This window comes from Pseudomonas sp. ICMP 8385 (assembly GCF_002699915.1).
Taxonomy (GTDB): domain Bacteria; phylum Pseudomonadota; class Gammaproteobacteria; order Pseudomonadales; family Pseudomonadaceae; genus Aquipseudomonas; species Aquipseudomonas gessardii.
Genome location: NZ_LKBY01000078.1, coordinates 1 through 22,513 on the forward strand (window position 1 = coordinate 1; position 22,513 = coordinate 22,513).

17 protein-coding genes are annotated in these 22,513 nt (G+C 63.1%); 10 read left to right on the top strand and 7 right to left on the bottom strand.

The annotated features are described in order from the left end of the window. The first annotated feature begins 1,195 nt into the window (after positions 1 to 1,195). The 8 genes from AO268_RS08080 to AO268_RS08115 all read left to right on the top strand — a co-directional run bounded on the left by AO268_RS08080 (position 1,196) and on the right by AO268_RS08115 (position 12,494). Positions 1,196 to 3,325 (top strand): TonB-dependent receptor family protein, encoded by a 2,130-nt coding sequence (locus AO268_RS08080; RefSeq protein WP_257154354.1) that lies wholly within the window; start codon positions 1,196 to 1,198, stop codon positions 3,323 to 3,325. Between the two features lie 16 nt (positions 3,326 to 3,341). After that, positions 3,342 to 5,054 carry an ABC transporter substrate-binding protein gene (locus AO268_RS08085; protein ID WP_099168375.1) on the top strand — a complete coding sequence of 571 codons (1,713 nt, stop codon included), beginning with the start codon at positions 3,342 to 3,344 and terminating at the stop codon, positions 5,052 to 5,054. Then, on the top strand, positions 5,051 to 5,974 hold the full coding sequence (locus AO268_RS08090; RefSeq protein ID WP_099168376.1) for an ABC transporter permease: 924 nt from the start codon (positions 5,051 to 5,053) through the stop codon (positions 5,972 to 5,974). Before AO268_RS08085 ends, AO268_RS08090 begins: the two co-directional genes overlap by 4 nt. 345 nt (positions 5,975 to 6,319) lie before the next feature. Next, a complete protein-coding gene (locus AO268_RS08095) occupies positions 6,320 to 7,561 on the top strand; it encodes an acyl-CoA dehydrogenase family protein (protein ID WP_099168377.1) in 1,242 nt (413 codons plus the stop codon). Positions 7,562 to 7,574: 13 nt separating this feature from the next. Continuing rightward, positions 7,575 to 8,903: an LLM class flavin-dependent oxidoreductase gene (locus AO268_RS08100; RefSeq protein ID WP_099168378.1), complete on the top strand. Its 1,329-nt coding sequence runs from the start codon at positions 7,575 to 7,577 to the stop codon at positions 8,901 to 8,903. Further along, a complete protein-coding gene (locus AO268_RS08105) occupies positions 8,900 to 9,751 on the top strand; it encodes an ABC transporter permease (RefSeq protein ID WP_099168379.1) in 852 nt (283 codons plus the stop codon). The genes AO268_RS08100 and AO268_RS08105 overlap by 4 nt, the downstream gene beginning before the upstream one ends. Next, complete coding sequence (locus AO268_RS08110) at positions 9,748 to 11,388, top strand: dipeptide ABC transporter ATP-binding protein (RefSeq protein ID WP_099168380.1); 1,641 nt, start codon at positions 9,748 to 9,750, stop codon at positions 11,386 to 11,388. Before AO268_RS08105 ends, AO268_RS08110 begins: the two co-directional genes overlap by 4 nt. Before the next feature lie 95 nt (positions 11,389 to 11,483). Beyond that, on the top strand, positions 11,484 to 12,494 hold the full coding sequence (locus AO268_RS08115) for an aldo/keto reductase (RefSeq protein ID WP_076960800.1): 1,011 nt from the start codon (positions 11,484 to 11,486) through the stop codon (positions 12,492 to 12,494). Between the two features lie 33 nt (positions 12,495 to 12,527). Here the strand turns inward: AO268_RS08115 and AO268_RS08120 are convergent, their stop codons facing one another. Beyond that, positions 12,528 to 13,004 (bottom strand): Lrp/AsnC family transcriptional regulator, encoded by a 477-nt coding sequence (locus tag AO268_RS08120; RefSeq protein ID WP_076960799.1) that lies wholly within the window; start codon positions 13,002 to 13,004, stop codon positions 12,528 to 12,530. 132 nt (positions 13,005 to 13,136) lie between these two features. On the opposite strand from AO268_RS08120, the gene rarD reads away from it, so the two are divergent. Next, positions 13,137 to 14,018 (top strand): EamA family transporter RarD, encoded by an 882-nt coding sequence (gene rarD / locus AO268_RS08125; protein WP_099168381.1) that lies wholly within the window; start codon positions 13,137 to 13,139, stop codon positions 14,016 to 14,018. A 41-nt stretch (positions 14,019 to 14,059) separates the two neighbouring features. On the opposite strand, the gene hppD is transcribed toward rarD, so the two are convergent. Next, positions 14,060 to 15,136, bottom strand: coding sequence for a 4-hydroxyphenylpyruvate dioxygenase (gene hppD / locus AO268_RS08130; protein ID WP_076960798.1), 1,077 nt, complete (start codon positions 15,134 to 15,136; stop codon positions 14,060 to 14,062). Between the two features lie 269 nt (positions 15,137 to 15,405). Further along, positions 15,406 to 16,335 carry a DMT family transporter gene (locus tag AO268_RS08135; RefSeq protein WP_076960797.1) on the bottom strand — a complete coding sequence of 310 codons (930 nt, stop codon included), beginning with the start codon at positions 16,333 to 16,335 and terminating at the stop codon, positions 15,406 to 15,408. 78 nt (positions 16,336 to 16,413) lie between these two features. Between AO268_RS08135 and AO268_RS08140 the strand changes: the two genes are divergently transcribed. Continuing rightward, entirely contained in the window at positions 16,414 to 17,286 is an 873-nt protein-coding gene (locus AO268_RS08140; RefSeq protein WP_099168382.1) for a LysR family transcriptional regulator, read from the top strand. 9 nt (positions 17,287 to 17,295) lie between these two features. On the opposite strand, the gene AO268_RS08145 is transcribed toward AO268_RS08140, so the two are convergent. From AO268_RS08145 to AO268_RS08160, 4 genes are read right to left on the bottom strand one after another with little or no spacing between them, the layout of a single operon-like run. Then, the gene (locus AO268_RS08145; RefSeq protein WP_099168383.1) at positions 17,296 to 18,018 is read right to left on the bottom strand and encodes a fimbrial biogenesis chaperone; all 723 of its coding nucleotides are present in this window, start codon (positions 18,016 to 18,018) and stop codon (positions 17,296 to 17,298) included. After that, positions 18,015 to 19,079: a fimbrial protein gene (locus AO268_RS08150; protein ID WP_176561349.1), complete on the bottom strand. Its 1,065-nt coding sequence runs from the start codon at positions 19,077 to 19,079 to the stop codon at positions 18,015 to 18,017. The genes AO268_RS08145 and AO268_RS08150 overlap by 4 nt, the downstream gene beginning before the upstream one ends. Next, on the bottom strand, positions 19,076 to 21,718 hold the full coding sequence (locus AO268_RS08155) for a fimbria/pilus outer membrane usher protein (RefSeq protein WP_176561350.1): 2,643 nt from the start codon (positions 21,716 to 21,718) through the stop codon (positions 19,076 to 19,078). Before AO268_RS08155 ends, AO268_RS08150 begins: the two co-directional genes overlap by 4 nt. A 30-nt stretch (positions 21,719 to 21,748) precedes the next feature. Beyond that, positions 21,749 to 22,513: a fimbrial biogenesis chaperone gene (locus tag AO268_RS08160; protein WP_099168386.1), complete on the bottom strand. Its 765-nt coding sequence runs from the start codon at positions 22,511 to 22,513 to the stop codon at positions 21,749 to 21,751.

Sequence of the window (22,513 nt, forward strand, 5' to 3'; positions counted from 1 at the left end):
TCTGCGCTTGAATCCTTCGGTGTGAGAGCCTGGATTCTACCGGTGGCTGGCTCTCTGCCTCTCGTTTCAAGCGTTGCGCTTATTCTATGAATTCAGGGGTCTATTGGCGCCGCCATACCTTTCACAAACCAAATACATCCTTAAAACAATTCCCGCTAAAGCCCATACAAGTTCAGAACAAAACAATTCATATAATTACTTTGCGTTATCTAAAACATAACAAATCATTCTTAAAAACTGTTATTTCTTACAGCTGCAACATCACCAAAACCCTCCAAAATCAATAACAGCCCTGGCCAAACAAGCCATTGACCAGGACAAACCAAAAACCCGACATAACACTAAAGCCCAACAAAACGAAAAGGATATTAAAAATGGAAAAGCGGACAGGTAAAATCAAAAGTTTCAATATTGAATATTCCCCTGTAGGCTCCGAGTATACAGCCATTGTAACTCCAGACAGCGGAGGCTCGGACATAACAATAATAGGACACAACCTTAATGCATCATATAAGCCAGGAGATAACGTAACTTATCTCACCACGACCGACCCGCAGGGAAACCATTACTACACATTAAAATTTTGATGACTTAACGTGAAATTCAAACTGACGCACAGCATATTGCGTTACATACGCCACTGGAGGCCTGACGCGTTGTTGACGCAGCGTTCCAGCTTTAGAATACGATCTGAAAGACAACGATTAAGTGAGGATTTTCTGCTCCAGCCTGCCGCTCATTGGCATACATCGGGCAACCAGCGGCAAACTGTTTTTCGACTCACTTCCAGGCACCGGCCATACCAAAGGCCACTTCAAATGCGAGTTCGCAGAAAAGGGCATCCCTCCCTTTACCGCGACAGGAACCTTTGACGTGACGGGGCCCGTATACCAAAAGACACTCCCGCATGATGGCTGAACTCCCCTGGCCGGAGGTGAGTCGTCCCATGGACGCCTCACCTCCCAGGCCATAGCAACCGCTGGGCTCTAGCACGGGCTCTCCAGCACTGTTCAAAATCCAACAGCCGTTCAACACAGGTGTATTTTTTTGGCATAAGTGGCCCTTTGGTTAAAACCAAATCCCCCACAAAAACGCCCCGCTGCTCTTGGCATGCTTTCTGCTCTATCCCTGCCAGAGATTGACTATACGAATAGAAACTCGCCTCCACTCGTAGCCAATCACAGGGAATGCACAATTGAAGTTGATCTCAAGGCCTCTGCCTCCACTCGCCTCCCACTCGTTTAAAACCGCCAGCGCCCTGACCTTGATCCTCGCCACCCAATGGGCCCACGCCGAGGATTCACGCCTACAGACCGTGACGGTGCAAGCCAGCAAGATCACCGCCAGCGAAGAAGCCCAGCTCAAGCTCGACGAGGTGGCCGGCGGCGTCAGCCTGGTCAAGGCCGCCGAGGTCGAACGCGGCCGCTCGGCAACCCTGGAAGACACCCTCGCCTATCAGCCCGGCGTGTATGCGCAGTCGGCGGGTGGCAACGATGCAATCAAGATTTCCATCCGCGGCTCCGGGGCCAATACCTCGCCGGGGTATTTTCGCGAAGGCACCAAGTTCCTGTTCGACGGCCTGGCCCTGACCGGTTCCGGCGGTACGCCCTATGAGTTGCTGGAAACCCAGGGCCTGGACTACACCGAAGTGCTGCGCGGGGCCAATGCCTTCCAGTACGGCGCACTGTCGTTGGGGGGCGCGATCAATCTGGTGACCAACTCCGGCCTGACTGCGCCGGGCAATCACGCGCGCTTGGAGGCCGGCAGCTTTGGCTGGCGCAAGCAGCAACTGAGCACCGGCGGTGTGGTCGGCGATGGCGACTACTACGTCAGCCTGAGCAACTCCGAACGCGACGGTTACCAGGACTGGACCTTCACCAAGGCCAAGGGCGTGGTCACCAACTTCGGCTACCGCTTCAACCCCAAGTTGGAGACCCGCCTGTTCGTACGCTACCGCGAGGAATACCACGAAAGCTCCGGCACCCTGACCAAGGCCCAGCTCAAGCACAACTCGTCGCACACCAACCCGGTGGCCCTGGCCAGTCGCGATGATTCGACCAAGCGCGGCTCGACCTGGGTCGGCAGCAAGACCACCTATACCTTCGACGATGACGCTACCCTGGATTTTGGCCTGGTCTATCACAACTACCCGCAGGTGCTGTACCGCAAGAGCACGGTCAACCCCAACTACTGGGACTGGCGCGACCTGAACCTGTCGCTGACCTATAACCGCAGCGACCAGATCCAGGGCCATACCAGCAATACGTCCCTGAGCCTGACCAGCACCCAGCACCTGCAGGCCGGGGTCAAGACCTACAACGGCAACCCGGCCGCCAGCACCTACGGCGCCTTGCAGAAACAGGCGCGCTACACCGGCTCGTTCGACCGCGTGTTTGCCGCCGGCAATGACCTGCAACTGACCGACCGCCTGTGGCTGTCCACCGGCCTGTCGCTGAGCCAGATCAAGCGCGATATCGAGGTGCGCTACTCAGACCGCGCCAACACCTCGCCCTACCCCGACCACTATAACTACGACAGCTGGAACGTCGCGCCGCGCCTGGGCTTGCGCTACGAAATCACGCCGAACTTCCAGGTATTCGGCAACGTCAGCCGCTCTATCGACCCGCCCAGCAGTTGGTCGTCGTCGGGCTCCGGGGTGGCCAGCAACTACGCCAAGACCCTCACCGAGCAAAAGGCCAATACCGTGGAGTTTGGCGTGCGCGGCAAAGCTGGGATTTTCGACGGCAGCCTCGCGGTGTATCGCTCGTGGATCAAGGACGAACTGCTCACCGTCGAAGTGATTCCGGCCACCCGTACCACGGCGGCGGTCAACTCCACGTCCAACGCCAGCCCGACTATCCACCAGGGCATCGAAGCCGGCCTGGACACCCAGCTGTGGCAGAGCGCACGCGGTGAAACCGTCAACCTGCGCCAGGCCTATACCCTCAACGACTTCTACTACCGCAACGACGCGCGCTTTGGCGCCAACGAGCTGCCGGGGCTGCCCAAGCACGTGTACCAGGCCGAGCTGCAATACCGCCATCCCGACGGGTTCTATGCAGGGGTCAATGTGCGCTCGGTATCGAGTACCGCCGTGGACTACGCCAACACCCTGTATGCGCCCTCCTACACGATTTTCGGCGCCAAGCTGGGGTATGAGGCCCCGAGCAAGAAATGGCAGGTGTACCTGGACGTGAAAAACCTCACCGACCAGAACTACGTCACCGCCATCCAGCCGATCTATGACGCCCAGGGCAAGGACGTTGCCGCGCTGTATCCGGGGGACGGCTTTGGCGCCTTCACCGGTGTGGCGTTCAACTTCTAAGGTGGGAGCCTTGACGATGCCGATCAATCACTGGAGCAGGTTTGGCCTGCTCCTGGGGTTGCTGCTGGTGGGCGCCTGCTCGCCGGACACCCCACCGCCCAGCTCGGTGCAACGGGTGGACGGGCACCTGGACGCCCAGGGCCTGCTCAGCTACGACCCCAGCGACTACCACCAAACCCGCCAGGGCACGCCGGGAGGCACCCTGCGCATGTCAGCCGCGTTGGATACCGGCACCTTCGATGTGCATTCCAGCTACCACGGCAACGTGCAATGGCTGGCGCGCATCGTCTATGACTGCCTGCTGTATCAGGACGAGCACGGCAAAATCTCGCCCTGGCTGGCCAAGTCCTGGGACGTCTCGCAAGATGGCAAGACCTACACCTTCCACCTGCGTGACGACGTAACCTTCAGCGACGGCGAAAAATTCAATGCCGAGGCGCTGCGGGTCAACCTGGAGCATATGCGCGACCCGGCCACCAAATCACCGCTGGCGGCGGCGTACATCGCGCCCTACGTCGATGGCCGGATCATCGACGACTACACCTTTGAGGCGCACCTGCGCGAGCCTTACTCGCCGTTTTTGTATGTGCTGGCGCAGTCGTGGCTGAGCATGGTCTCGCCCAAACAGATCCGCGAAGCGCCCAGGAGCATCGCCGAGCACCCCATCGGATCCGGGCCGTTCGTACTGCAAAGCTATACCCGCGAACAAGGCGCGACCTTTAGCAAGCGCGCCGATTACCACTGGGCACCACCGGTCACCCGGCACGTCGGCCCGGCCTACCTGGACCGTATCGAGCTGAGCATCGTCCCCGAGGCCATGACCCGCTACAGCACCCTGCAATCCAAACGCTCGGACTTCACCCTGGATGCCCCGGCGCAGAATACGGCGGCGATGCGCGCCTCGCAGAACCTGGTGGTGCGCAATCGGATCCGCATGGCCAGCCCTTATCGCAGCCTCACCTTCAACACCCTGCGCTTTCCGTTCGACGATGTGCGGGTGCGCAAGGCCATCGCCCAGGCCATCGACCGTGACGGCCTGGCCTGGATCGCCGGGTTCGGTGAGTTCTTGCCCAAGAGCGACTACCTGGCGGTGAACACGCCGTTCTACGACCCGGCCTACCGCGATGTCTTGAAATACGACGTTGACGCCGCCAACCGCCAACTGGACGAAGCCGGCTGGACCCAGCGCGATGCCCAGGGCTATCGGCTCAAGGACGGCCGGCGCCTGGCGGCGCAACTGCTGGGCTTTGAAAGCCCGTCATTCCCCAGCAACGTCGCGGTTGCCGTGCAGGCGGACGTGAAGAAAGTCGGCATGCAACTGCTCATTCAGATGCTGCCCCTGGCCCAGCTCAGCGACCGCCGCACGGCGGGCAACTACGACTCCATCGGCGGCGGCTATTGGCACACCAACACCCCCGACGGCCTGTACATCCTGTACCACAGCGACTCGCGCGCCTCGCCAGGCAAAAGCGGCAACAACCTCAGCAACCTCAGCGACCCGCACCTGGACCAACTGCTCAGCGCCGCCCGCCGCGCCCATGACCCGGTGCAATTGCAGGCCCTGTACAGCGCCGCGCAACAACGCCTGACCGAAATGGTGCCGGCGGTGCCGGACTTCGAGAGCCAGGTGCTGATTGCCTATCGCACGGCGGTCAAGGGGCTGATCTTCGACACCGTGCACAACACCCCATTTTTTACCAGCGTCTGGCTGGACCAGGAGGCACCATGAAACGGCTTGCCGCTCGACTACTGGCCGGCCTGGGTGTGCTGTGGGGCGCGGCCACCCTGACCTTCGTCGCCATCCATTTCAGTGCCGGCGACCCGGTGCTGGCGATTCTCGGCGGGCCGGACGCCATCCCCACTGCGCAGCAATTGGCCCAAGTCCGCGAGGAATATGGCTTTGACCAACCGTTGTGGGTGCAATACGGGCGCTACGTGGGGCGGATCGCCCACGGTGATTTCGGTGAGTCGTACCGCTTGCGCATTCCCGTCACCGAGGCCATCGGCAAGCAAATCGGCGCCACCCTGCAACTGGCCCTGAGTGCGGCGCTGCTGGCCATCGGCCTGGCCCTGGCCAGCGCCGTGCTTACCGCCAAGCGCAATCCCTGGGTGCGCCGTGTGGCTTCGGCCAGCGAGCTGGTGTTGTCGTCATCGCCGTCATTCGTGCTGGGGATTTTGCTGTTGCTGGTGTTTTCGTTCCAGTGGCCGGTGCTGCCGCCGGCAGGCTCCAATGGCTGGCAAACCCTGGTCCTGCCGACCATCGCCCTGGCGCTGCCGATTGCCGGGATGCTCAGCCAGGTGCTGCGCCAGGAGCTGGAAGACATCCTCGAACAACCCTTTATCGCCATGGCCCGCGCCCGTGGTCTGTCGCAGACCGCCGTACGTCTGCGCCACGCGCTGCGCCATGCCCTGGTGCCGCTGGTGACCTTGTCTGGCTTCATCTTCGCCAGCCTGCTGGGCGGCGCGGTGGTCACCGAAATGCTGTTTGCCCGCCAGGGTATCGGGCGAATGATGCTCGATGCGGCCGTGGCCAAGGATGCGCCGGTGGTGCTGGGGATCACGTTGTTGGCGGCGCTGGTTTATGTGGTGGTGAACCTGGTGGTGGATGTGCTCAACGGGTTGATTGATCCACGGGTTAAATCGCGATGACGGCTGATTCACACAGGCTGTTTTATGTGGGAGTGGGCTTGTGTGGGAGTGGGCTTGCCCGCGATAGCGGAGGGTCAGTTGATAAATAGTTGACTGATACACCGTCATCGCGGGCAAGCCCTAATGCCAGTCAGTTAAGCGGATTCTGCTTTCTGTAGGAGCGAGCTTGCTCGCGAAGGACGTCAACGATAACGCGTGTTTGCTAGGTAAACGCGGCGCTCTCAAGTTCTTCGCGAGCAAGCTCGCTCCTACAAAAAGGCTTAACTGACTGGCATTAGGGCAAGCCCGCTCCCACAGGGGATCATCGACAGCTTTGAATCACTTATTTCAGATCAGGAACCGAACATGAGCCACTCCCATCTGCACACACGCTTCGCCCCGATTTTCCAGCGCATTGCCCAAGGCGCGGTGCAACGTGAGCAGGAGCGCACCCTGGCCTTCGACGCCGTCGATTGGCTGAAAACCGCAGGTTTCGGCGCCCTGCGCGTACCGCGCAGCCAGGGCGGCCTCGGCGCCAGCCTGCCGGAGCTGTTCGCCTTGCTGATTGAGCTGGGCAGCGCCGACTCAAACCTGCCACAAATCGTGCGCGCGCATTTTGGCTTCGTCGAGGGCCGGCTGGTGAGCCAGGACCCCGAGTCCCAGGCATACTGGTTGCCCAAGGTGGTCGCCGGGCAATTGTGGGGCGCGGCCATGGCCGAGCGCAGTGACACCACCAGCAACTCGGTAACCCTCAAACCCACCGCCGAAGGCTGGCAACTGGATGGCCAGAAGTATTACTGCACCGGCACCTTGTATGCCGACTGGATCGCCGTGGCCGCCGCCGACGGGGCCGACTTTATCAGCGTGGTGGTGCCCACCGATGCACCCGGCGTGACCCGCGTGGATGACTGGGACGGTTTTGGCCAGCGCCTAAGTGGCAGCGGTACTACACGCTTCGACCAGGTGACGGTGCTCGAACATCAGCTACTGCGCCGCTTCAAGCCCGACGAACTGCGGGCCGAGTCGTATATCTCGGCGTTCTACCAGTTGTTCCACCTGGCGACCCTGGCCGGGATCGCCCGCGCCGCGTTGCGCGATGCCGTCGAATTTGTCCAGGGCCGCACCCGCGCCTTCGGCATTCCCGGGCAATCCAGCCCGCGCCTGGATCCGTTGGTGCAACGGGTGATCGGCAAGCTGTCGAGCCTGTCCTATGCCGCCGACAGTCTGGTGCAGAGTACCGCGCAGGTGTTACAAACCACCCATGAGGCCGTGCTCGACGGCTCCATTAGCGAGGCACACTATGTCAACGCGGATGTGCGCACCTACCAGGCCCAGCAAGTGATCCTGCCCCTGGTGCTGGAAGCCACCAGCCTGCTGTTCGAGGTCGGCGGTGCCTCGGCCACCAGCCAGGTGCGGCGCCTCGACCGGCATTGGCGCAATGCCCGCACCCTGGCCTCGCACAACCCGGCGATCTATCGCGAACGGGCCCTGGGCGATTTCTACCTCAACGATATCAGCCCCGCTGCCGCCTGGCGCGCCGCCCAGGCACAGGCGGTGGCCGACCACCCCGAACAGGCCAGCGCTCGTGACGAAGCCAGCGCCGTCTAACTCAGGAACCTGCATGAAAAAGCATATGAGCATTGGCATGAACATCCTCGGTTTCGGCGCCCACGCGGCGGCCTGGCGGGTCGGCGAAGTACCGGCCAATGCCTACCTGGATGTGGAGTACTACCGCACTATCGCGCGCATCTGCGAACGGGGCTGCCTGGATGCGATCTTCCTCGCCGACGGCCCGGCCCTGGTGGGCGATGTGGCCACGCAACCGCTGGGCCGCCTGGAGCCGACTATCCTGCTGACCGCCGTGGCCCTGGCCACACAGCGCATCGGGGTGATCGCCACCGCCTCCAGCACCTATAACGACCCCTACAACCTGGCGCGGCGCTTTGCCTCCCTGGACCATATCAGCGGCGGCCGCGCCGCCTGGAATGTGGTGACCAACGCCACCGACGCCGCCGCGCAGAATTTCGGCCTGGCCAACCAGTTGCAGCACGAACAGCGCTATGCCCGCGCCGAAGAGTTTATCGACATCGCGTGCAAGCTCTGGGACAGCTGGGAGGACGACGCCGTCATCGGCGATGCCGTCAACGGGCGCTATGCCCACCCCGGCAAGATCCACCCCCAGGACTTTGTCGGCCAGCACTTTTCCATCAAGGGCCCGCTGAACCTGCCGCGCTCGCCCCAGGGCCGGCCGGTGCTGGTGCAGGCGGGCTCGTCGGAGGGCGGCAAGGCCCTGGGTTCGCGCTATGCCGATGCGATTTTCACCACCCAGACCAGCCTGGAAGATGGCCAGCACTTCTACCGCGACATGAAACAACGCGCCCAGCAATGGGGACGCAACCCCGAGCACCTGAAAATCATGCCGGGCCTGTCCACGGTGATCGGCAGCAGCGAGGCCGAAGCCCAGGCGCGCTTTGATCAACTCAATGCCTACCACGGCGAACAGGGCCTGATTCAACAAGTGGCCACGCGGATCGGCATTCCGGCCGAGGAACTGGCGCTGGATGCGCCACTGCCGTGGGCGCGGATCGGTGAGATCGGCACCTATGAGAAAGGCTCCCAGGGGTTTCTCGAAGCCCAGCTCAACCTGGCCCGCCGCGAAGGCCTGACCGTGCGCGAACTGTCGCGGCGCATCCTGGTCGGCCATCGCCTGCTGGTGGGCACCCCGGAACAGGTGGCCGACAGCCTGGAACACTGGTTTCTTGCAGGCGCCGCCGATGGCTTCAACATCATGCCGGACATGTTTCCTTCAGGGGTCGAGGTGTTTGTCGATGAAGTGGTGCCGCTGCTGCGCAAGCGCGGGGTATTTCGCCATGAGTACAGTGGCAGCACGTTGCGTGAGCACCTGGGGTTGCCGTACCCGCAGAGTCAGTATGCGAGGAGCCGGGCATGAGCACCTATGCAGCTCCCTGGCACTTTACCCTTGCCTTGCCGAACACCTTTCGCCCCGGCCTGTCACTGGCCTGGCTGTTCGTGCTCGGCTTGCTGATCGCGGCGCTCGTGCCGCACTGGCTGACCAGTACCGACCCACTGGCCGCCGCCGCCCGCAACGCCTACCTGCCGCCCGGCAGCAGCCATTGGCTGGGCACCGATGAAAACGGCCGCGATGTACTTGCCCGCTTGATCCACGGGGTGCGGCCTTCACTGTTGATGGGCCTGGTGTCCACGGCCATCGGCCTGGGCGCCGGGATCCTCCTCGGCCTGGCGGCCGGGCTGGGGCCGCGCCTGGTGGATGGCGCGATCATGCGCTTGATCGATGTGCTGCTGGCCTTTCCCGACTTGCTGCTGGCCCTGGTGATCATCACGTTCTGGGGCCAGGGCCTGTGGATCACCCTGATCGCGGTGGGCGTGGCAAGCATCCCACGTTTTGCACGGATGGTGCGCGCGCAGACCCTGGTGGTGCGCGATGCCCCCTACGTCGAAGCCGCCACCACCCTCGGTCGGCATCGCGCCGCCGTGGTGCTGCGGCATGTGCTGCCCAATGCGATCAAGCCGATCCTGATCCTCGCCACCATCGGTATCGGCCATAACATCATTACCGGCGCGGCATTGAGCTTTCTCGGCTTTGGCGCCTCACCGCCCGCGCCGGAATGGGGTTCGATGCTCGCCATGGGCCGCAACTACCTGGCCAATGCCTGGTGGCTGGTGGCCTGGCCGAGTGTGGCGATCATCCTGACGGTGGTGTCGATCACCGCCCTTGGCCGTGACTGGCTGGCGCGCAGCGAGGGTAAATCCCGATGAGTCCGTTAGTGGATGTACAAGACCTGCGGGTACAGTTTGGCCACACGCCGATTATCAAGGGCATCTCGTTCAGCCTGGCCGCCGGTGAATGCCTGGCGCTGGTGGGCGAGTCCGGCTCGGGCAAGACCGTCACCTCGCGCACCCTCAGCGGCCTGAGCGGCGCCGGCTCGCGGGTGCAGGCCGAGCGCCTGGCGTTTGCCGGCACCGACCTGCGCCAACTGGACGACCGCGCCTGGCAGACCCTGCGCGGTGCGCAGATCGGCTGTGTGATGCAGGACGCCCTTGGTTCCCTCGACCCGCTGCGCCCGGTAAGCCAGGAAATTGCCGAACCGCTGCGCCTGCACACGGCGCTGGACCGCCATGGGCGCCAGGCGCGGGTGATCGAGTTGCTACGCGCGGTCGGCGTGCCGCAGCCTGAGTTGCGCGCCTTGCAGTACCCCCATCAACTGTCGGGCGGCCTGCGCCAGCGCGCACTGATTGCCTCGGCGATTGCCGCCGGCCCGCGCCTGTTGATTGCCGATGAGCCGACCACGGCGCTGGACGCCACGGTGCAGGCCCAGGTCCTGGCCCTGCTGGAGTCCCTGCGCTCCCAGGCCATGGCGATGCTGGTGGTCAGCCATGACCTGGCGGTGGTGTCGCGCCTGGCCGACCGGGTGGCGGTGATGCATCACGGGGTGATTGTCGAGCAGGGTCCGGTGGAGGCGATCCTGCATGACCCGCAGCATCCCTACACCCAGTCGCTACTGCGTGCCGGGCGTGCGGTGCATTTCCAGCGCCCGGCCCTGGCGGTGCCGAAAGTGGCCAGCGTCGAGCGCTTCGACCTGCCGCTGATCGAGGCGCGCAACCTGCAAAAAACCTTTATCGGCCCCGACGGCCAGCCCCATGTCGCGGTGCACAACGCCAGCTTCAGCCTGCGGGCCGGGGAAACCCTGGGGATTGTCGGCGAGTCCGGCAGCGGCAAGACCACCCTCACCCGCATGCTGCTGGGGCTGGAACGCCCGGACGCCGGCGATGTGTGGCTTAACGGGCGGCCCTGGAGCGCACTCAACGATCAACAACGCCGCCAACTGCGCCAGCGCATCCAGGTGGTGTTCCAGGACCCGCAAAGCTCGTTCGACCCCCGCTACACCGTGGCCCGCGTGCTTAACGAGGCGTTGCAGGTGGCCGGCCTGCCACGCCGGGAATGGCCGGCGCGCACCCTGGAGTTGCTGGAGCTGGTGCGCCTGGATGCCAGCGTGCTCAACCGCCGCCCCCTGGAACTTTCCGGCGGCCAGCGCCAACGCATCGCCATTGCCCGCGCCCTGGCGCCCAACCCCCAGGTGCTGGTGTGTGACGAGCCGGTGTCGGCCCTGGATGTGTCGGTACAGGCGCAGATCCTCGCGCTGCTGGCCGACCTCAAGTCACGCCTGAAACTGGCCTGCCTGTTCATTTCCCACGACCTGGGGGTGATCAACCAGGTCAGCGAGCGGGTGCTGGTGATGAAGGACGGCGAAGTGGTGGAAAGCGGCCCTGTGCGCGAGGTGTTTGACCATCCCCAGCATGCCTACACCCGCGCCCTGCTCGATGCTATCCCGCAGATCGACCGCCCGGCCCCGGCGCCCGCACACCACTTCATTACTTACGCCATTGCCATATAAGGATGGTCATGCGCTTTTTGTCCGTGCCAGAGCTGTTCTAGCGCCTTGCTCTCTGGTATTGCATAGCAACTGTCTGCGCTTTTGAGGAGTTCACCATGATTTACCGCACACTGGGCCAGTCCGGGCTCAAGGTCAGCGCACTGACCCTGGGCACCATGATGTTTGGCGAACAGACCCACACCGAAGACTCGCTGCGCATCATCGACAAGGCCTGGGACCAGGGCATCAACTTTATCGACACCGCCGATGTCTACACCGGCGGGCGCTCGGAAGAGATTGTCGGCGAAGCCATCAGCCGCCATCGCGCCGACTGGGTCGTGGCCTCCAAAGTCGGCTTCGGCCCGCCGGACGGCCTGCCCAACCGCAGCGGCCTGAACCGCAAGCGCCTGTTCAACGCGCTGGAAGCCAGCCTCACCCGGCTCGACACCGACTACCTGGACATCTACTACCTGCACCGCGAAGACCACGACACCCCACTGGAGGTCACGGTTTCGGCGATCGGCGACCTGATCCGCCAGGGCAAGATCCGTTACTGGGGGCTGTCCAACTACCGCGGCTGGCGCATCGCCGAAGTGGTGCGCGTGGCCGAACGCCTGGGGGTCGACCGGCCAATCATCAGCCAGCCGCTGTACAACATCGTCAACCGCCAGGCCGAGGTGGAACAGATCACCGCCGCAGCCGCCTATGGCCTGGGCGTGGTGCCCTACAGCCCGCTGGCCCGTGGCGTGCTCAGTGGCAAGTACGCGCCGGACATCGCCCCCGAAGCCGGCAGCCGCGCCGCACGTCAGGACAAACGCATCCTGGAAACCGAATGGCGCGTTGAGTCGCTGCGCATTGCCCAGCAGATCCAGCAGTACACTCAGGGGCGTGGCGTGGGGATTGTGGAGTTTGCGATTGCCTGGGTTTTGAACAACCAGGCGGTCAGCTCGGCGATTGTCGGGCCGCGCACCGAAGCACAGTGGGACGCCTATACCGGCGCGCTCGGTGTGAAGATCAGTGCTGAGGATGAGGCGTTTATTGACTCACTGGTGACACCGGGGCATGCGTCGACAGCGGGGTTCAATGATGTGGGGCACTTTGTCTCCGGGCGCCTTCACCGCACCTGAGCCCCCGTGGGAGCTGGTTTGCCTGCTCCCACATCAACCCAGCGGCACATCCAGGCTGACCTTGACCCGGTCCATCACCACAATGCTGCGAAACCACTTGATATTGCGGTTCTCGTAGAACAGCGTGCGGGCCAGGGTTTCGTAGGCCTTCATGGTTTCCACCACGATCACCAGCATGAAATCCGCATCGCCGGTGACGTAGTAGCACTGCTGCACTTCAGGGATCGACATCTGCGCCTTGAGCACGTCGAGGTCTTCGATATGGGTGCGTTCGGCGTGCACCTCCACCAGGATGGTGATCGGTTTGCCCACCGCCTCCTGATTGACTACCGCCGTATTCGCGCTGATCGCCCCGCCCTGCTGCATGCGCTTGATGCGCCGCTGTACGGCGGCGGTCGACAGGTTGACCTGTTCGCCAATCACCCGCAGTGCGGTGGTGTTGTCACGCTGTAGGTGCTTGAGAATCGCGCGGTCGAAATCATCCAGGGGCGGCTGGGGGCTGGCGGGCATGCTGGAGAACCTTGGGCGTGAGAAAATTTCCCATAAGATGCCGTAAAACAGAGCAAACGTCTCACCTCAAAAGCAATATATTCCCACCTGAAATGCCCCCTCTTTTGTTTGAATCGGTTTGGCGAGGACTGTGTGTCTAAAGGTGTTGTTTTATCGGTAGCGGCCTCGGTGTTGTTTGCCGTGATGTATTACTTCACATCACTGCTCACGCCCTTGAGCGGCCTGGAAATTTTTGGTTGGCGCATGTTGCTGACCGTGCCGTGCATGACGGTGTTCATGGTGGTCAGTGGTGAGTGGCGCCAAGTGTGGGAATTGTTGCAATTGCTCGCGGGCAAGCCCCGGCTGATCGGTGGGATTGTGCTGTCGTCGGTGCTGCTGGGGGTGCAATTGTGGCTGTTTATGTGGGCGCCGCTCAATGGCCGCAGCCTGGATGTGTCCCTGGGCTACTTCCTGCTGCCGCTGACCATGGTCCTCACCGGGCGCCTGGTGTATGGCGAAAGGCTCTCGCGGCTGCAACTGATCGCGGTGGTGTTTGCGGCGATTGGCGTGCTCAATGAGCTGTACCAGGTGGGCGGTTTTTCCTGGGCGACGCTGCTGGTGATCATCGGCTACCCGATCTACTTCGTGCTGCGCAAACGCCTGGCGACCGACCACCTGGGCGGCCTATGGCTGGACATGGCGCTGATGCTGCCGGTGGCCCTGTGGTTTGTGCAAAGTGGCGAACAGGGCTTCGCCGTGCTGGATGCACACAAAGGGTTATATGGTTTGATCCCGATGCTCGGGCTGATCAGTGCTTCGGCGCTGGTGTGCTACATCATCGCCAGCCGGCTGTTGGCGTTCAGCCTGTTCGGCCTGCTCAGCTATGTGGAGCCGGTGCTGTTGCTGGGGGTGGCCTTGCTGCTGGGAGAAAGCATCGGGCCGGGTGAGTGGCTGACCTACATCCCGATCTGGCTGGCCGTGATGGTGCTGGTGTTCGAGGGGTTCAAGCACCTGGTGCGTCAACGCCGGGCTTGAGGGTACAGGAGCCGGCCAGCCAGCTCCTGTAGGGTGCGGGATCAGTCGGTGGTCAACACACCACGACGGACCTGGTCACGCTCGATGGACTCGAACAGGGCCTTGAAGTTGCCTTCGCCGAAGCCGTCATCCCCCTTGCGCTGGATAAACTCGAAGAACACCGGGCCCATCAGGGTTTCCGAGAAGATCTGCAGCAGCAGGCGCTTGTCGCCGGCCACGGACGAACCGTCCAGCAAAATACCCCGCGTCTGCAACTGCTCCACCGGTTCACCGTGGTTTGGCAGGCGGCCTTCGAGCATTTCGTAGTAGGTGTCGGGCGGCGCCGTCATAAAGCGCATGCCGATCTTCTTCAACGCGTCCCAGGTCTTGATCAGGTCGTCGGTGAGGAAGGCCACGTGCTGGATGCCTTCGCCGTTGAACTGCATCAGGAACTCTTCGATCTGGCCCGCGCCCTTGGACGACTCTTCGTTCAACGGGATGCGGATCATGCCATCGGGGGCGCTCATGGCCTTGGAGGTCAGGCCGGTGTATTCGCCCTTGATGTCGAAGTAACGCGCTTCACGGAAGTTGAACAGCTTCTCGTAGAAGTTGGCCCAATAGGCCATGCGCCCGCGGTAGACGTTGTGGGTCAGGTGGTCGATGACCTTCAGGCCGGCGCCCACCGGGTTGCGGTCCACGCCTTCGATAAACACGAAGTCGATATCGTAGATCGAGTTGCCTTCGCCGAAACGGTCGATCAGGTACAGCGGCGAGCCGCCGATGCCCTTGATGGCCGGCAGGTTCAGTTCCATCGGGCCGGTTTCGATATGGATCGGCTGGGCGCCGAGTTCCAGGGCACGGGTGTAGGCCTGCTGCGAATCCTTGACGCGGAACGCCATGCCACACACCGACGGACCGTGCTCGGCGGCAAAGTACGAAGCGATGCTGTGGGGTTCGTTGTTGAGGATCAGGTTGATCGCGCCCTGGCGGTACAGGTGCACGTTTTTCGAGCGGTGGCTCGCAACCTTGGTGAAGCCCATGATCTCGAAGATCGGCTCCAGGGTGCCCGGGGTCGGCGATGCGAATTCGATAAATTCAAAGCCCATCAGGCCCATTGGGTTTTCGTATAGATCTGCCATGATTTGGCGCCTCATCATCTTTTTAGAATTAAGTAAATTAATTGCCAGCAAGGATGAGGTAGGCCGGTGGCGCACAGGAAATGCCCCGCACGCTGCGGGCGAGGAAGTCACCGTAGATGAGTTGGAACCCGAGTAGCTTCATGGTTGGATCGGTCTCTTACGGGCGTCTCTGGCGGACGAGGCCTGCATGGAAACAGGCGCTTATTCTTGTATGCGTAAATTGATTCTACACAGCGTAAACCACTTTGTCCGTATTCCTTATCAAATCCCTATGCCCGGGCGGGCGCAAGGGGTTTGTTGCACAGGTAGATGCCCAGCAGGATCAGCACCGCGCCGCCGAACATCGGCGTGTTGAGTTGCTCGCCTAGCAGCAATGCGCCACAGACCACCGCCGTCAGTGGGTTGAGGGCAATAAACACCCCGGCCCGGGTCGCCCCGATACGCCGGATGCCGTCGTAATAACCGATGTAGGCCAGGGCCGAGCCCAGGACCCCGAGGTAAAGCAGACCCAGCAGATGGGGCCAGTGGATGGCCCCCAGCGCCTGCACCGTCAGCCTGCCCGTCACCACGGTGGCGAGGCACAGCATCAAGGTGCCCAGCAGCACCGACCAGGTCACCGTCTGCAAGGGGCCAAGGCTGTGGTTCAACTCACGGGAACCCAGGGAATACACGCCCCAACTCAGCACACAGCCGAAAATCAACAGGTCGCCGACCCATGCATCCGCCCTGCCCTGCAACAGCCACGGGTCGCGGCTGACAATCACGCCCGCAGCGCCAGCCAGGCACAGGACGATCCCCAGCAGCTTGCTGCGCCCCAGCCGCTCCTTGTACAGCCAACATGACGCCAGGCCGATCACCGCCGGGTTGAGGGCCACGATCAGCGAGGCGCGTGAAGCGTTGATAAAGTGCAGGCCATAGAAGAAACACAGGTTGTAGAAAAAGATCCCGAAAAACCCCAGCAGCAGCAACCGCGCCATCTGCGCAGGTGCGGGACAGGCCAGGGGGATACGCGCAAAGGCCATGAACAGCAGCAATGCCAGGCTGGCCAGGACAAAGCGCAGGCTCGCCGTCAGCAACGGATCCAGGTCCGCCGCGAGGAATCGGCCGGCAACAAAAGTACCGCCCCAGAGCATGGTCACGGCCGCCAGCTTGGCGTAGGTCAGGCGGTCGCCGGCAAGTACAAGGGTTGAGCTGGGCATAAGGATCCTGAGTATTGAAGAGGCGGTTTGGCGTATTCTTTTCCTAATGCCCAGTCATCGTAAAATGAGTAAAACCTCATGACCCTCACCCAATTGGAAATCTTTTCGCTGGTGGCGCAACTGCACGGGTTCACCAGCGCTGCCCAGCGCCTGGGCATCAGCCAGTCAGCGGTGTCCCACGCCATCAAGTCGCTGGAGCAGGAACTGGGGGTGGAACTGTTCCGCCGCCAGCAGTCACCGGTCGAACTCAGTGATATCGGCCAGCAACTGCTGCTGCGCGCGCGGGCAATGCTCGGGCTGGCCAACACCTTGCAACAGGAAGCGGCCGATGCCCGGGGCATGAAAAGCGGGACCTTGCGCATCGGCTCCTTCGGGCCAACCGCATCCATTCGCCTGTTGCCCAGGATCCTCGACCCCTTTCGCCAGGCCCATCCGGGGATCGAAGTGCATGTGGACGAGGGCCCTGATCGCCAGGTGCTGCAATGGCTCGACGAGCGGCGCATTGACGTGGGCTTTGTGGTGTTGGAACAGGAGCGCTTCGACACAGTTGCGCTGTTCGAGGACCAGATGGTCGCCCTGCTGCCCCTGGGCCATGCCCTCGCCCACCAGGCCAGCGTGACACTCAAGGAGCTGTGCCACGACCCGTTTATCCTGACCGAGGCGGGCTCTTCGGAGTTGGTGGAGCGGTTATTCCACAGCGCCCGGCTCAAGCCCAACGTGCGCTACCGCTGCTCGCAACTGCTCAGCACCCTGGACACCGTCAGCCGGGGCGCAGGCGTGAGTGTGGTGGCCCAGGCTTCGCTGCCGCAGGACAGCCAGCTGCGCTACGTGCAACGGCCCTTATCGCCCAACGTGCCACGGCAGATCGGCTTGGCGGTGCTGGACCGTCGCCAGTCCTCGCCGGCGACCCTGGCGTTTATCCAGATGGCGCAGCAACTCTCCCCTTTATAAAACCAACGCCTACTGGGGGCTGAGCGGCGCTTCATGGTTGCGGGCGTGGCCGTGATCGTCCAGGGTGGTGAAGTGCACCCGCGCCTCGCCCGGCCCACTGCCCGGCGCCCCATGCAGGGTCACGATAGCGCTGGATCGGGGAGCCAACATGGGCGGGTCATCATTGCGGTACTGACGCCCTTCGATCCCCAGTACAACGCTGGCCAGGCTCACATGATAGGCACTGGGGTTTTGCACCTGCAGGGTGACGTCCTTGAGCACACGCCACTGCAGGCCCTGGGCGGCGGCCTCCGCCCGCCCTGGCGACAGCGGCGGACGCAGGAACAGTTTGATCCGGCTGCGGAAAGCGAGCTGCAACGCATGGCTCGTGTCCGCTGCGGGCCGGATACCCAGCACGTTGAGCCAATACACCTGCTCCACATCCGACTGCGCCGCCGGCCCATGGTAGGCCACTCGCAGCGCCTGGCCTTGGCCGGCGTCCATGCGCAGGATCGGCGGGGTCACCGTGAACGGTACGTCACTGTCTTCAGGGCGGGCCCGGGGATCGCCCGCATCAATCCACACCTGCACCAGCCGTGGGCTGTCCGCCTCATTTGTCAGGTTGACCGTGACCTGCTCCGAGGTGGCCGGGTAAATGATACGGGTCCGGTCAATCACGATTTCACCCCGTGCGCCCCACGCCAGGCCTACACCCAGTATTGCCAGCGCCAGACGCATCCAGGCGCTGCTCATCGGTAGCTCAAGGTGAAGGTAGCCAGGCCATTGGCCGTGCCAGGGCGTACGGCGGGTTCGGTCTGGATGTAACGGGCCGTCAGCGGAATCAGGAAACTGCCATTGCCCGTGCTGCCGGCCTGCCACTGGTTGGGGTTGCCGATGGCGTTGGCGTCCGCGCCATAGCTCACTACGGTGCTGCCGTGGAGCAGTTGCAAGGCGATGCCGGAGGCGGTGGAATCCCCGGTCAGGGTCAGACGGTCACTGCGGTTGGCCGGCTGGGTCTGGTCGGTCACTGTCACCAGTACATCCTGCTGGCCCCCTGTCCCGCCCGCGCACTGCAGTTGAATATCGCGGGTGGCGCTGCCGGCGATACTGCCCACTCCCCCCCTGAACTCGGTCACGGCCACAGGGCCCAGATTGATCGGGACCGAGGGCGTGGCGACCGAGCAGGTGGGTTTCAGGGGTGGCCCGACAGCGATCGTGCCGAAGGTGAATAAATGCGCTGCATTGAAATCGGGGTGAACTCTGAACTGCGCGAACGGCCGCGAGAATATCGGCCCACCCTGGACCGCGCCGGTCACGAAGAACACCACGCGCACGCGTACGCCCCAGGTGGCAAGGCCAGGGCGCATCGGCCCGCGCAGGTTCGAGATGCCCTGGTTGATAAACTTCCACTCCCCGCCGTCACGGTCCTGTGCCATCACGCCAAATCCCACGCCTGGCGTGCCCGTGGCAAAAATCGGCAGCGATAACCCGGAATGGCCAAAGTACTTGCCGGTAAAACCCATGTTATTGGGCACGCTCATGTACGACCAATGATCAGAAAGAACGCCAACCCCGTAGGAGCAACTCAGGGCGTTGGGGGAGTCGAGCACATACCCCTGGGGGTTGCCCAACACCTGCCCCATCTGCGGGTTGGCCGGCACACTGATGGGCTCAATGGAAAGCACCACGGGAGGTGCCGGGCTACACCGGGCATTGGCTTGTACGTCACATGCCGACACCACGCCGACGATCATCAACGTTGCCAGCAGCGCACAGCGCTTGGGTACGTGGCCAGGCCGGGTCGTCGGGTTCATCGCGCCGTGACCTCCCGACCGGGTGCCATGCCCACGCATTGGCCCTGCAACAGATCGGCCCGGGTCTGGCGTCGGGCCGCCTGGGGCGGTAAGCGGTAGTGGATATAACAACGGTCGGCGGCCGTCTCGCTCCATTTGACGGTGAGCGTACCGCGCTCGGCGATACCCCTGACAAACGCTTTACTGGCCTGGCCAATGACCCCGACTTCGCCACCCTGCTCATCGAACACCTGGGCGGCGAATGGCAGTGGCTGGCCGTTTTCCCGCAGGGCCTTGACCACCACCGCACGGCCGGCCACCGTGGCGAACCGCAGGCGCGCCAACGCCCCGGAGGTGGGCACAATACGTTGCGTCGTCTCCTGCAGCTCTACGTCATAAGCGCTGCCCGCAGGATCGACCCCCACGGTATTGGGCTGGAATGCCCTGAGCGAAGGCACCACGGCATAGCCCTGGCGATCCACCCGCAGGTGGTTGCCATTGCTCAAGCGTGCGCCCTGCGCATGGGGGACATGTACCAGGGCGGCGGCTTCGCCAAGGTAGTGAGAGAACGTCAGGCCCTCTTCGTGGAGCACCATCCCACCGTCGGCGCTGAACGACCATTGGCTGCTGTCCTGGCTCTGGCCATAGCCTAGCCGCAGGGCCGCCGTGCTGGCGTTGTACCCGGCATACCCGTTGAAACTGCCCTGGGCGGCCCCTGGGGTTGCAGCGCGGCTGCCGGTGAGGCCGTAGTTGAGCGTCGCGTCGTCATCGAGCATGCCGCTGATGCCGACTTGCTGCTGGCTGCCGCGGCTGTCACCGGTACTGCGGCTGAGGCTGCTGCTCAGGCTGGGGGCGCGTGCGCTACTGCCCACGGGCATGGACAATGTGACCATCAGGCGGTTATCGACTTGGCCGGCGTTGTGTGAGCGGGCAAAGAAGAGCGAATCGCTGTCCTCCTGGTGGCTGGCCGCGTGGGCCGCTTCGACCCGCGAGCGCTGTGCGCTGAGGCTCCAGTTGAGTGTGCGCCAGGTCGCGCCGTAACTCAGATTGAAGGCGGTTTCCTGGCTCAGGCGCGGGCCCCAATATTGGGTAGAGCTGACATAGAACCCCAGCGTGCCCTGCCCCAGTTGCTGGCTGACGGTGAGGTCGACACGCTGCTTTTGCCGGGCGTAAATGCTCGCGTTCTGGCCTTGGCGGCCCAACTGGCGCACGTTGATGGCATCTGTCAGGTTCAGGTAGCCCTGCGTGGAAAAACGATAAGCACCCAAGACCAGGTGAGTCCCCGATTGCGCCAGGTGTTTGTTGTAGCCCACCCCTATATTCTGCCCCGACAGCTCTCCACTCCCTGGCACCTGCGTGCGCGAAGTCGTAGTGTCCAGGGAAAATGCGCCCACGCCTGTATTCAGGGCCAACCCGGTTTTGCCCTGGGCGTAGCCCTGGGAAACACTGGCGCCGCCATACAGCGTCAGATCGTCCAGCACACCCTGCTGCAGGGTGCCCTGGAACGCCAGGGGCGCCTGGCCCTCCACGCCCTGTTGGCGGACCTCGCCAAGCGCCAGGCTGTAGCGGCTCGCGCCATGGCGCAGCAGCTGCGGCGCCACCGAGAAAGGCACGCTGTAGCTGTATTGGCGGCCATCGACCTCCCGCACCGTGACCCTCAGGTCGCCGCCACCTGTGGGGTACAAGTCAGTGATGACAAAGGGCCCGGGCGCCACTGTAGTCTCGTAGATCGTATAGCCGTCCTGGCTGACCGTGACCGTGGCATTGCTGTCGGCGATGCCCCGCACCGCCGGGGCATAGCCTTGTTGCGATGGCGCAAGCATTTGCTCATCGGTGCCCAGGCTGATCCCCCGCATGCGAGCGCTTTCCAGGATCTGGCCACTGCTGAAGCTGTCGCCCAGGGTCAGGCGCGAATGCCAGGCACCCAGGCTGCGCTGCACGTAGGTCGCGGTATTCTGATAGCGCTCGGCACCGCGCCTGGAATCCCAGGACTGCGCGCCTTGGTGACGCAGGCGCCAACTGCCCAGGTTGATGCCACTGTTAAGCCCCAGGTACCCACGGTCTGCGCCGCTGCCCGCCGTCATGGTCGAGGCGCTGAAGTTGTAGCTGAGCAAACCGGCATCGATCCCCTCATCCCACTGGGACGGATCGACGCCATCACGGGCCGCCGGCGTCAGGTACACCTGTGGCACGCTGAGGGCCAATTGCAGGGCACCGGGATCAACGGTGCTGGAGGCCATGGGGATCCATTGCGCCAAGTCCCCGCACATTGGGCCGGGGGCCACGGGCAGGCCAGCCGGCCGGTCGCCGTCGACCTTGTCCTGGGCCACGCCCAGGCGGGCCAGTAGCGGCCAGTCCAGGCAAGGGACCACAGCGTCCTGGCCGGGCAGCCCGATGAAATCCAGGGCATGGCGCCCGGCCGGCTGGCCATTGACCAACACATCGACGCGATACTTGCCGGGAGCCAGGCTGTCGTGGCGGTTGAATCGGGAAATATCGACACCCGGTGCAAGGCCACTGGAAAAGGCTTCCAGGTCGAAGGTCACCGACGACGCCAACGCCTCGGGGCAAAAAAACGCCGTAACGATCTGGCTGGCAGCCACAAGGCCGGGAAGGTACAGGGCTGGCAGGGGGAAATACCTGCGCATCCAGATTTGCATGTAAAAAAACATAAGTCAGGTTTCGTATCGCTAGAGAGGTGCCCGTTGGGGTGCCGAGAAACCACCGAAATCGTCGATGTACTGGAACTGCACCTGGGCATCGTCAGGCACCGTCTGCATCAATGGCGGCAAGGCCAGATCCAGGCTGGCGTAGGGTGCAACCATGCCTTGCTGGTCGGTCAGGATCCGTGCGGCTTCCGCCTGGGGCCCCATGGCCAATGCCACTTCATGAAACGTCACATGGAAAGGCGACGGATTGAATACCCGCAGCACCGCCTGTTTACCGGTACGCAAGGTCCAGGTCAGTTGACCCGGCGCGTCCTGGGGATTGCCCGCCAAGCCATGGGGCCGGAAAAACACCTTGGTGCGAATGCGAAAGGCAAAACGCAAGCGGTTCTGGCTGTCTTCGGCGGTGGTCACGCCTGGCTTCTGGCCTTCGGGCGGCACCTCCAGCACATTCAGCCAAAACAGCGACTCCTTGTCGGCGGGCAGCGGCTGCTGGGTGTAGGCCAGGCGTATGGCCTGGCTCTTGCCCGGATCCAGGCGGAACACCGGCGGGCTGATACTGAACGGCACATCGCTGTGTTCGGCTGCCAGCCGGGTATCACCATCATCCATCCAGACCTGGACCAGGCGTGCGGCTTGCCGGTCATCGTTGGTGACCTGCACGGTGATTTCCCGGCGCGGCTGCGGGTAGACCTGGCGTGTGCCGCTGATGACCACCCCCGCCTGCACCTGCCCGACGGCCAGGCACAGGCAGAGCGCAACCTGAAGACGCAGCGGCAAACTAGGCAT

Excerpts from the sequence above, each read along its gene's own strand:
- AO268_RS08085 (WP_099168375.1), top strand. The coding sequence starts at position 3,342 with ATGCCGATCAATCACTGGAGCAGGTTTGGCCTGCTCCTGGGGTTGCTG.
- AO268_RS08090 (WP_099168376.1), top strand. The coding sequence starts at position 5,051 with ATGAAACGGCTTGCCGCTCGACTACTGGCCGGCCTGGGTGTGCTGTGG.
- AO268_RS08095 (WP_099168377.1), top strand. The coding sequence starts at position 6,320 with ATGAGCCACTCCCATCTGCACACACGCTTCGCCCCGATTTTCCAGCGC.
- AO268_RS08100 (WP_099168378.1), top strand. The coding sequence starts at position 7,575 with ATGAAAAAGCATATGAGCATTGGCATGAACATCCTCGGTTTCGGCGCC.
- AO268_RS08105 (WP_099168379.1), top strand. The coding sequence starts at position 8,900 with ATGAGCACCTATGCAGCTCCCTGGCACTTTACCCTTGCCTTGCCGAAC.
- AO268_RS08110 (WP_099168380.1), top strand. The coding sequence starts at position 9,748 with ATGAGTCCGTTAGTGGATGTACAAGACCTGCGGGTACAGTTTGGCCAC.
- AO268_RS08115 (WP_076960800.1), top strand. The coding sequence starts at position 11,484 with ATGATTTACCGCACACTGGGCCAGTCCGGGCTCAAGGTCAGCGCACTG.
- AO268_RS08120 (WP_076960799.1), bottom strand. The coding sequence starts at position 13,004 with ATGCCCGCCAGCCCCCAGCCGCCCCTGGATGATTTCGACCGCGCGATT.
- hppD (WP_076960798.1), bottom strand. The coding sequence starts at position 15,136 with ATGGCAGATCTATACGAAAACCCAATGGGCCTGATGGGCTTTGAATTT.
- AO268_RS08135 (WP_076960797.1), bottom strand. The coding sequence starts at position 16,335 with ATGCCCAGCTCAACCCTTGTACTTGCCGGCGACCGCCTGACCTACGCC.
- AO268_RS08140 (WP_099168382.1), top strand. The coding sequence starts at position 16,414 with ATGACCCTCACCCAATTGGAAATCTTTTCGCTGGTGGCGCAACTGCAC.
- AO268_RS08145 (WP_099168383.1), bottom strand. The coding sequence starts at position 18,018 with ATGAGCAGCGCCTGGATGCGTCTGGCGCTGGCAATACTGGGTGTAGGC.
- AO268_RS08150 (WP_176561349.1), bottom strand. The coding sequence starts at position 19,079 with ATGAACCCGACGACCCGGCCTGGCCACGTACCCAAGCGCTGTGCGCTG.
- AO268_RS08155 (WP_176561350.1), bottom strand. The coding sequence starts at position 21,718 with ATGCAAATCTGGATGCGCAGGTATTTCCCCCTGCCAGCCCTGTACCTT.
- AO268_RS08160 (WP_099168386.1), bottom strand. The coding sequence starts at position 22,513 with ATGCCTAGTTTGCCGCTGCGTCTTCAGGTTGCGCTCTGCCTGTGCCTG.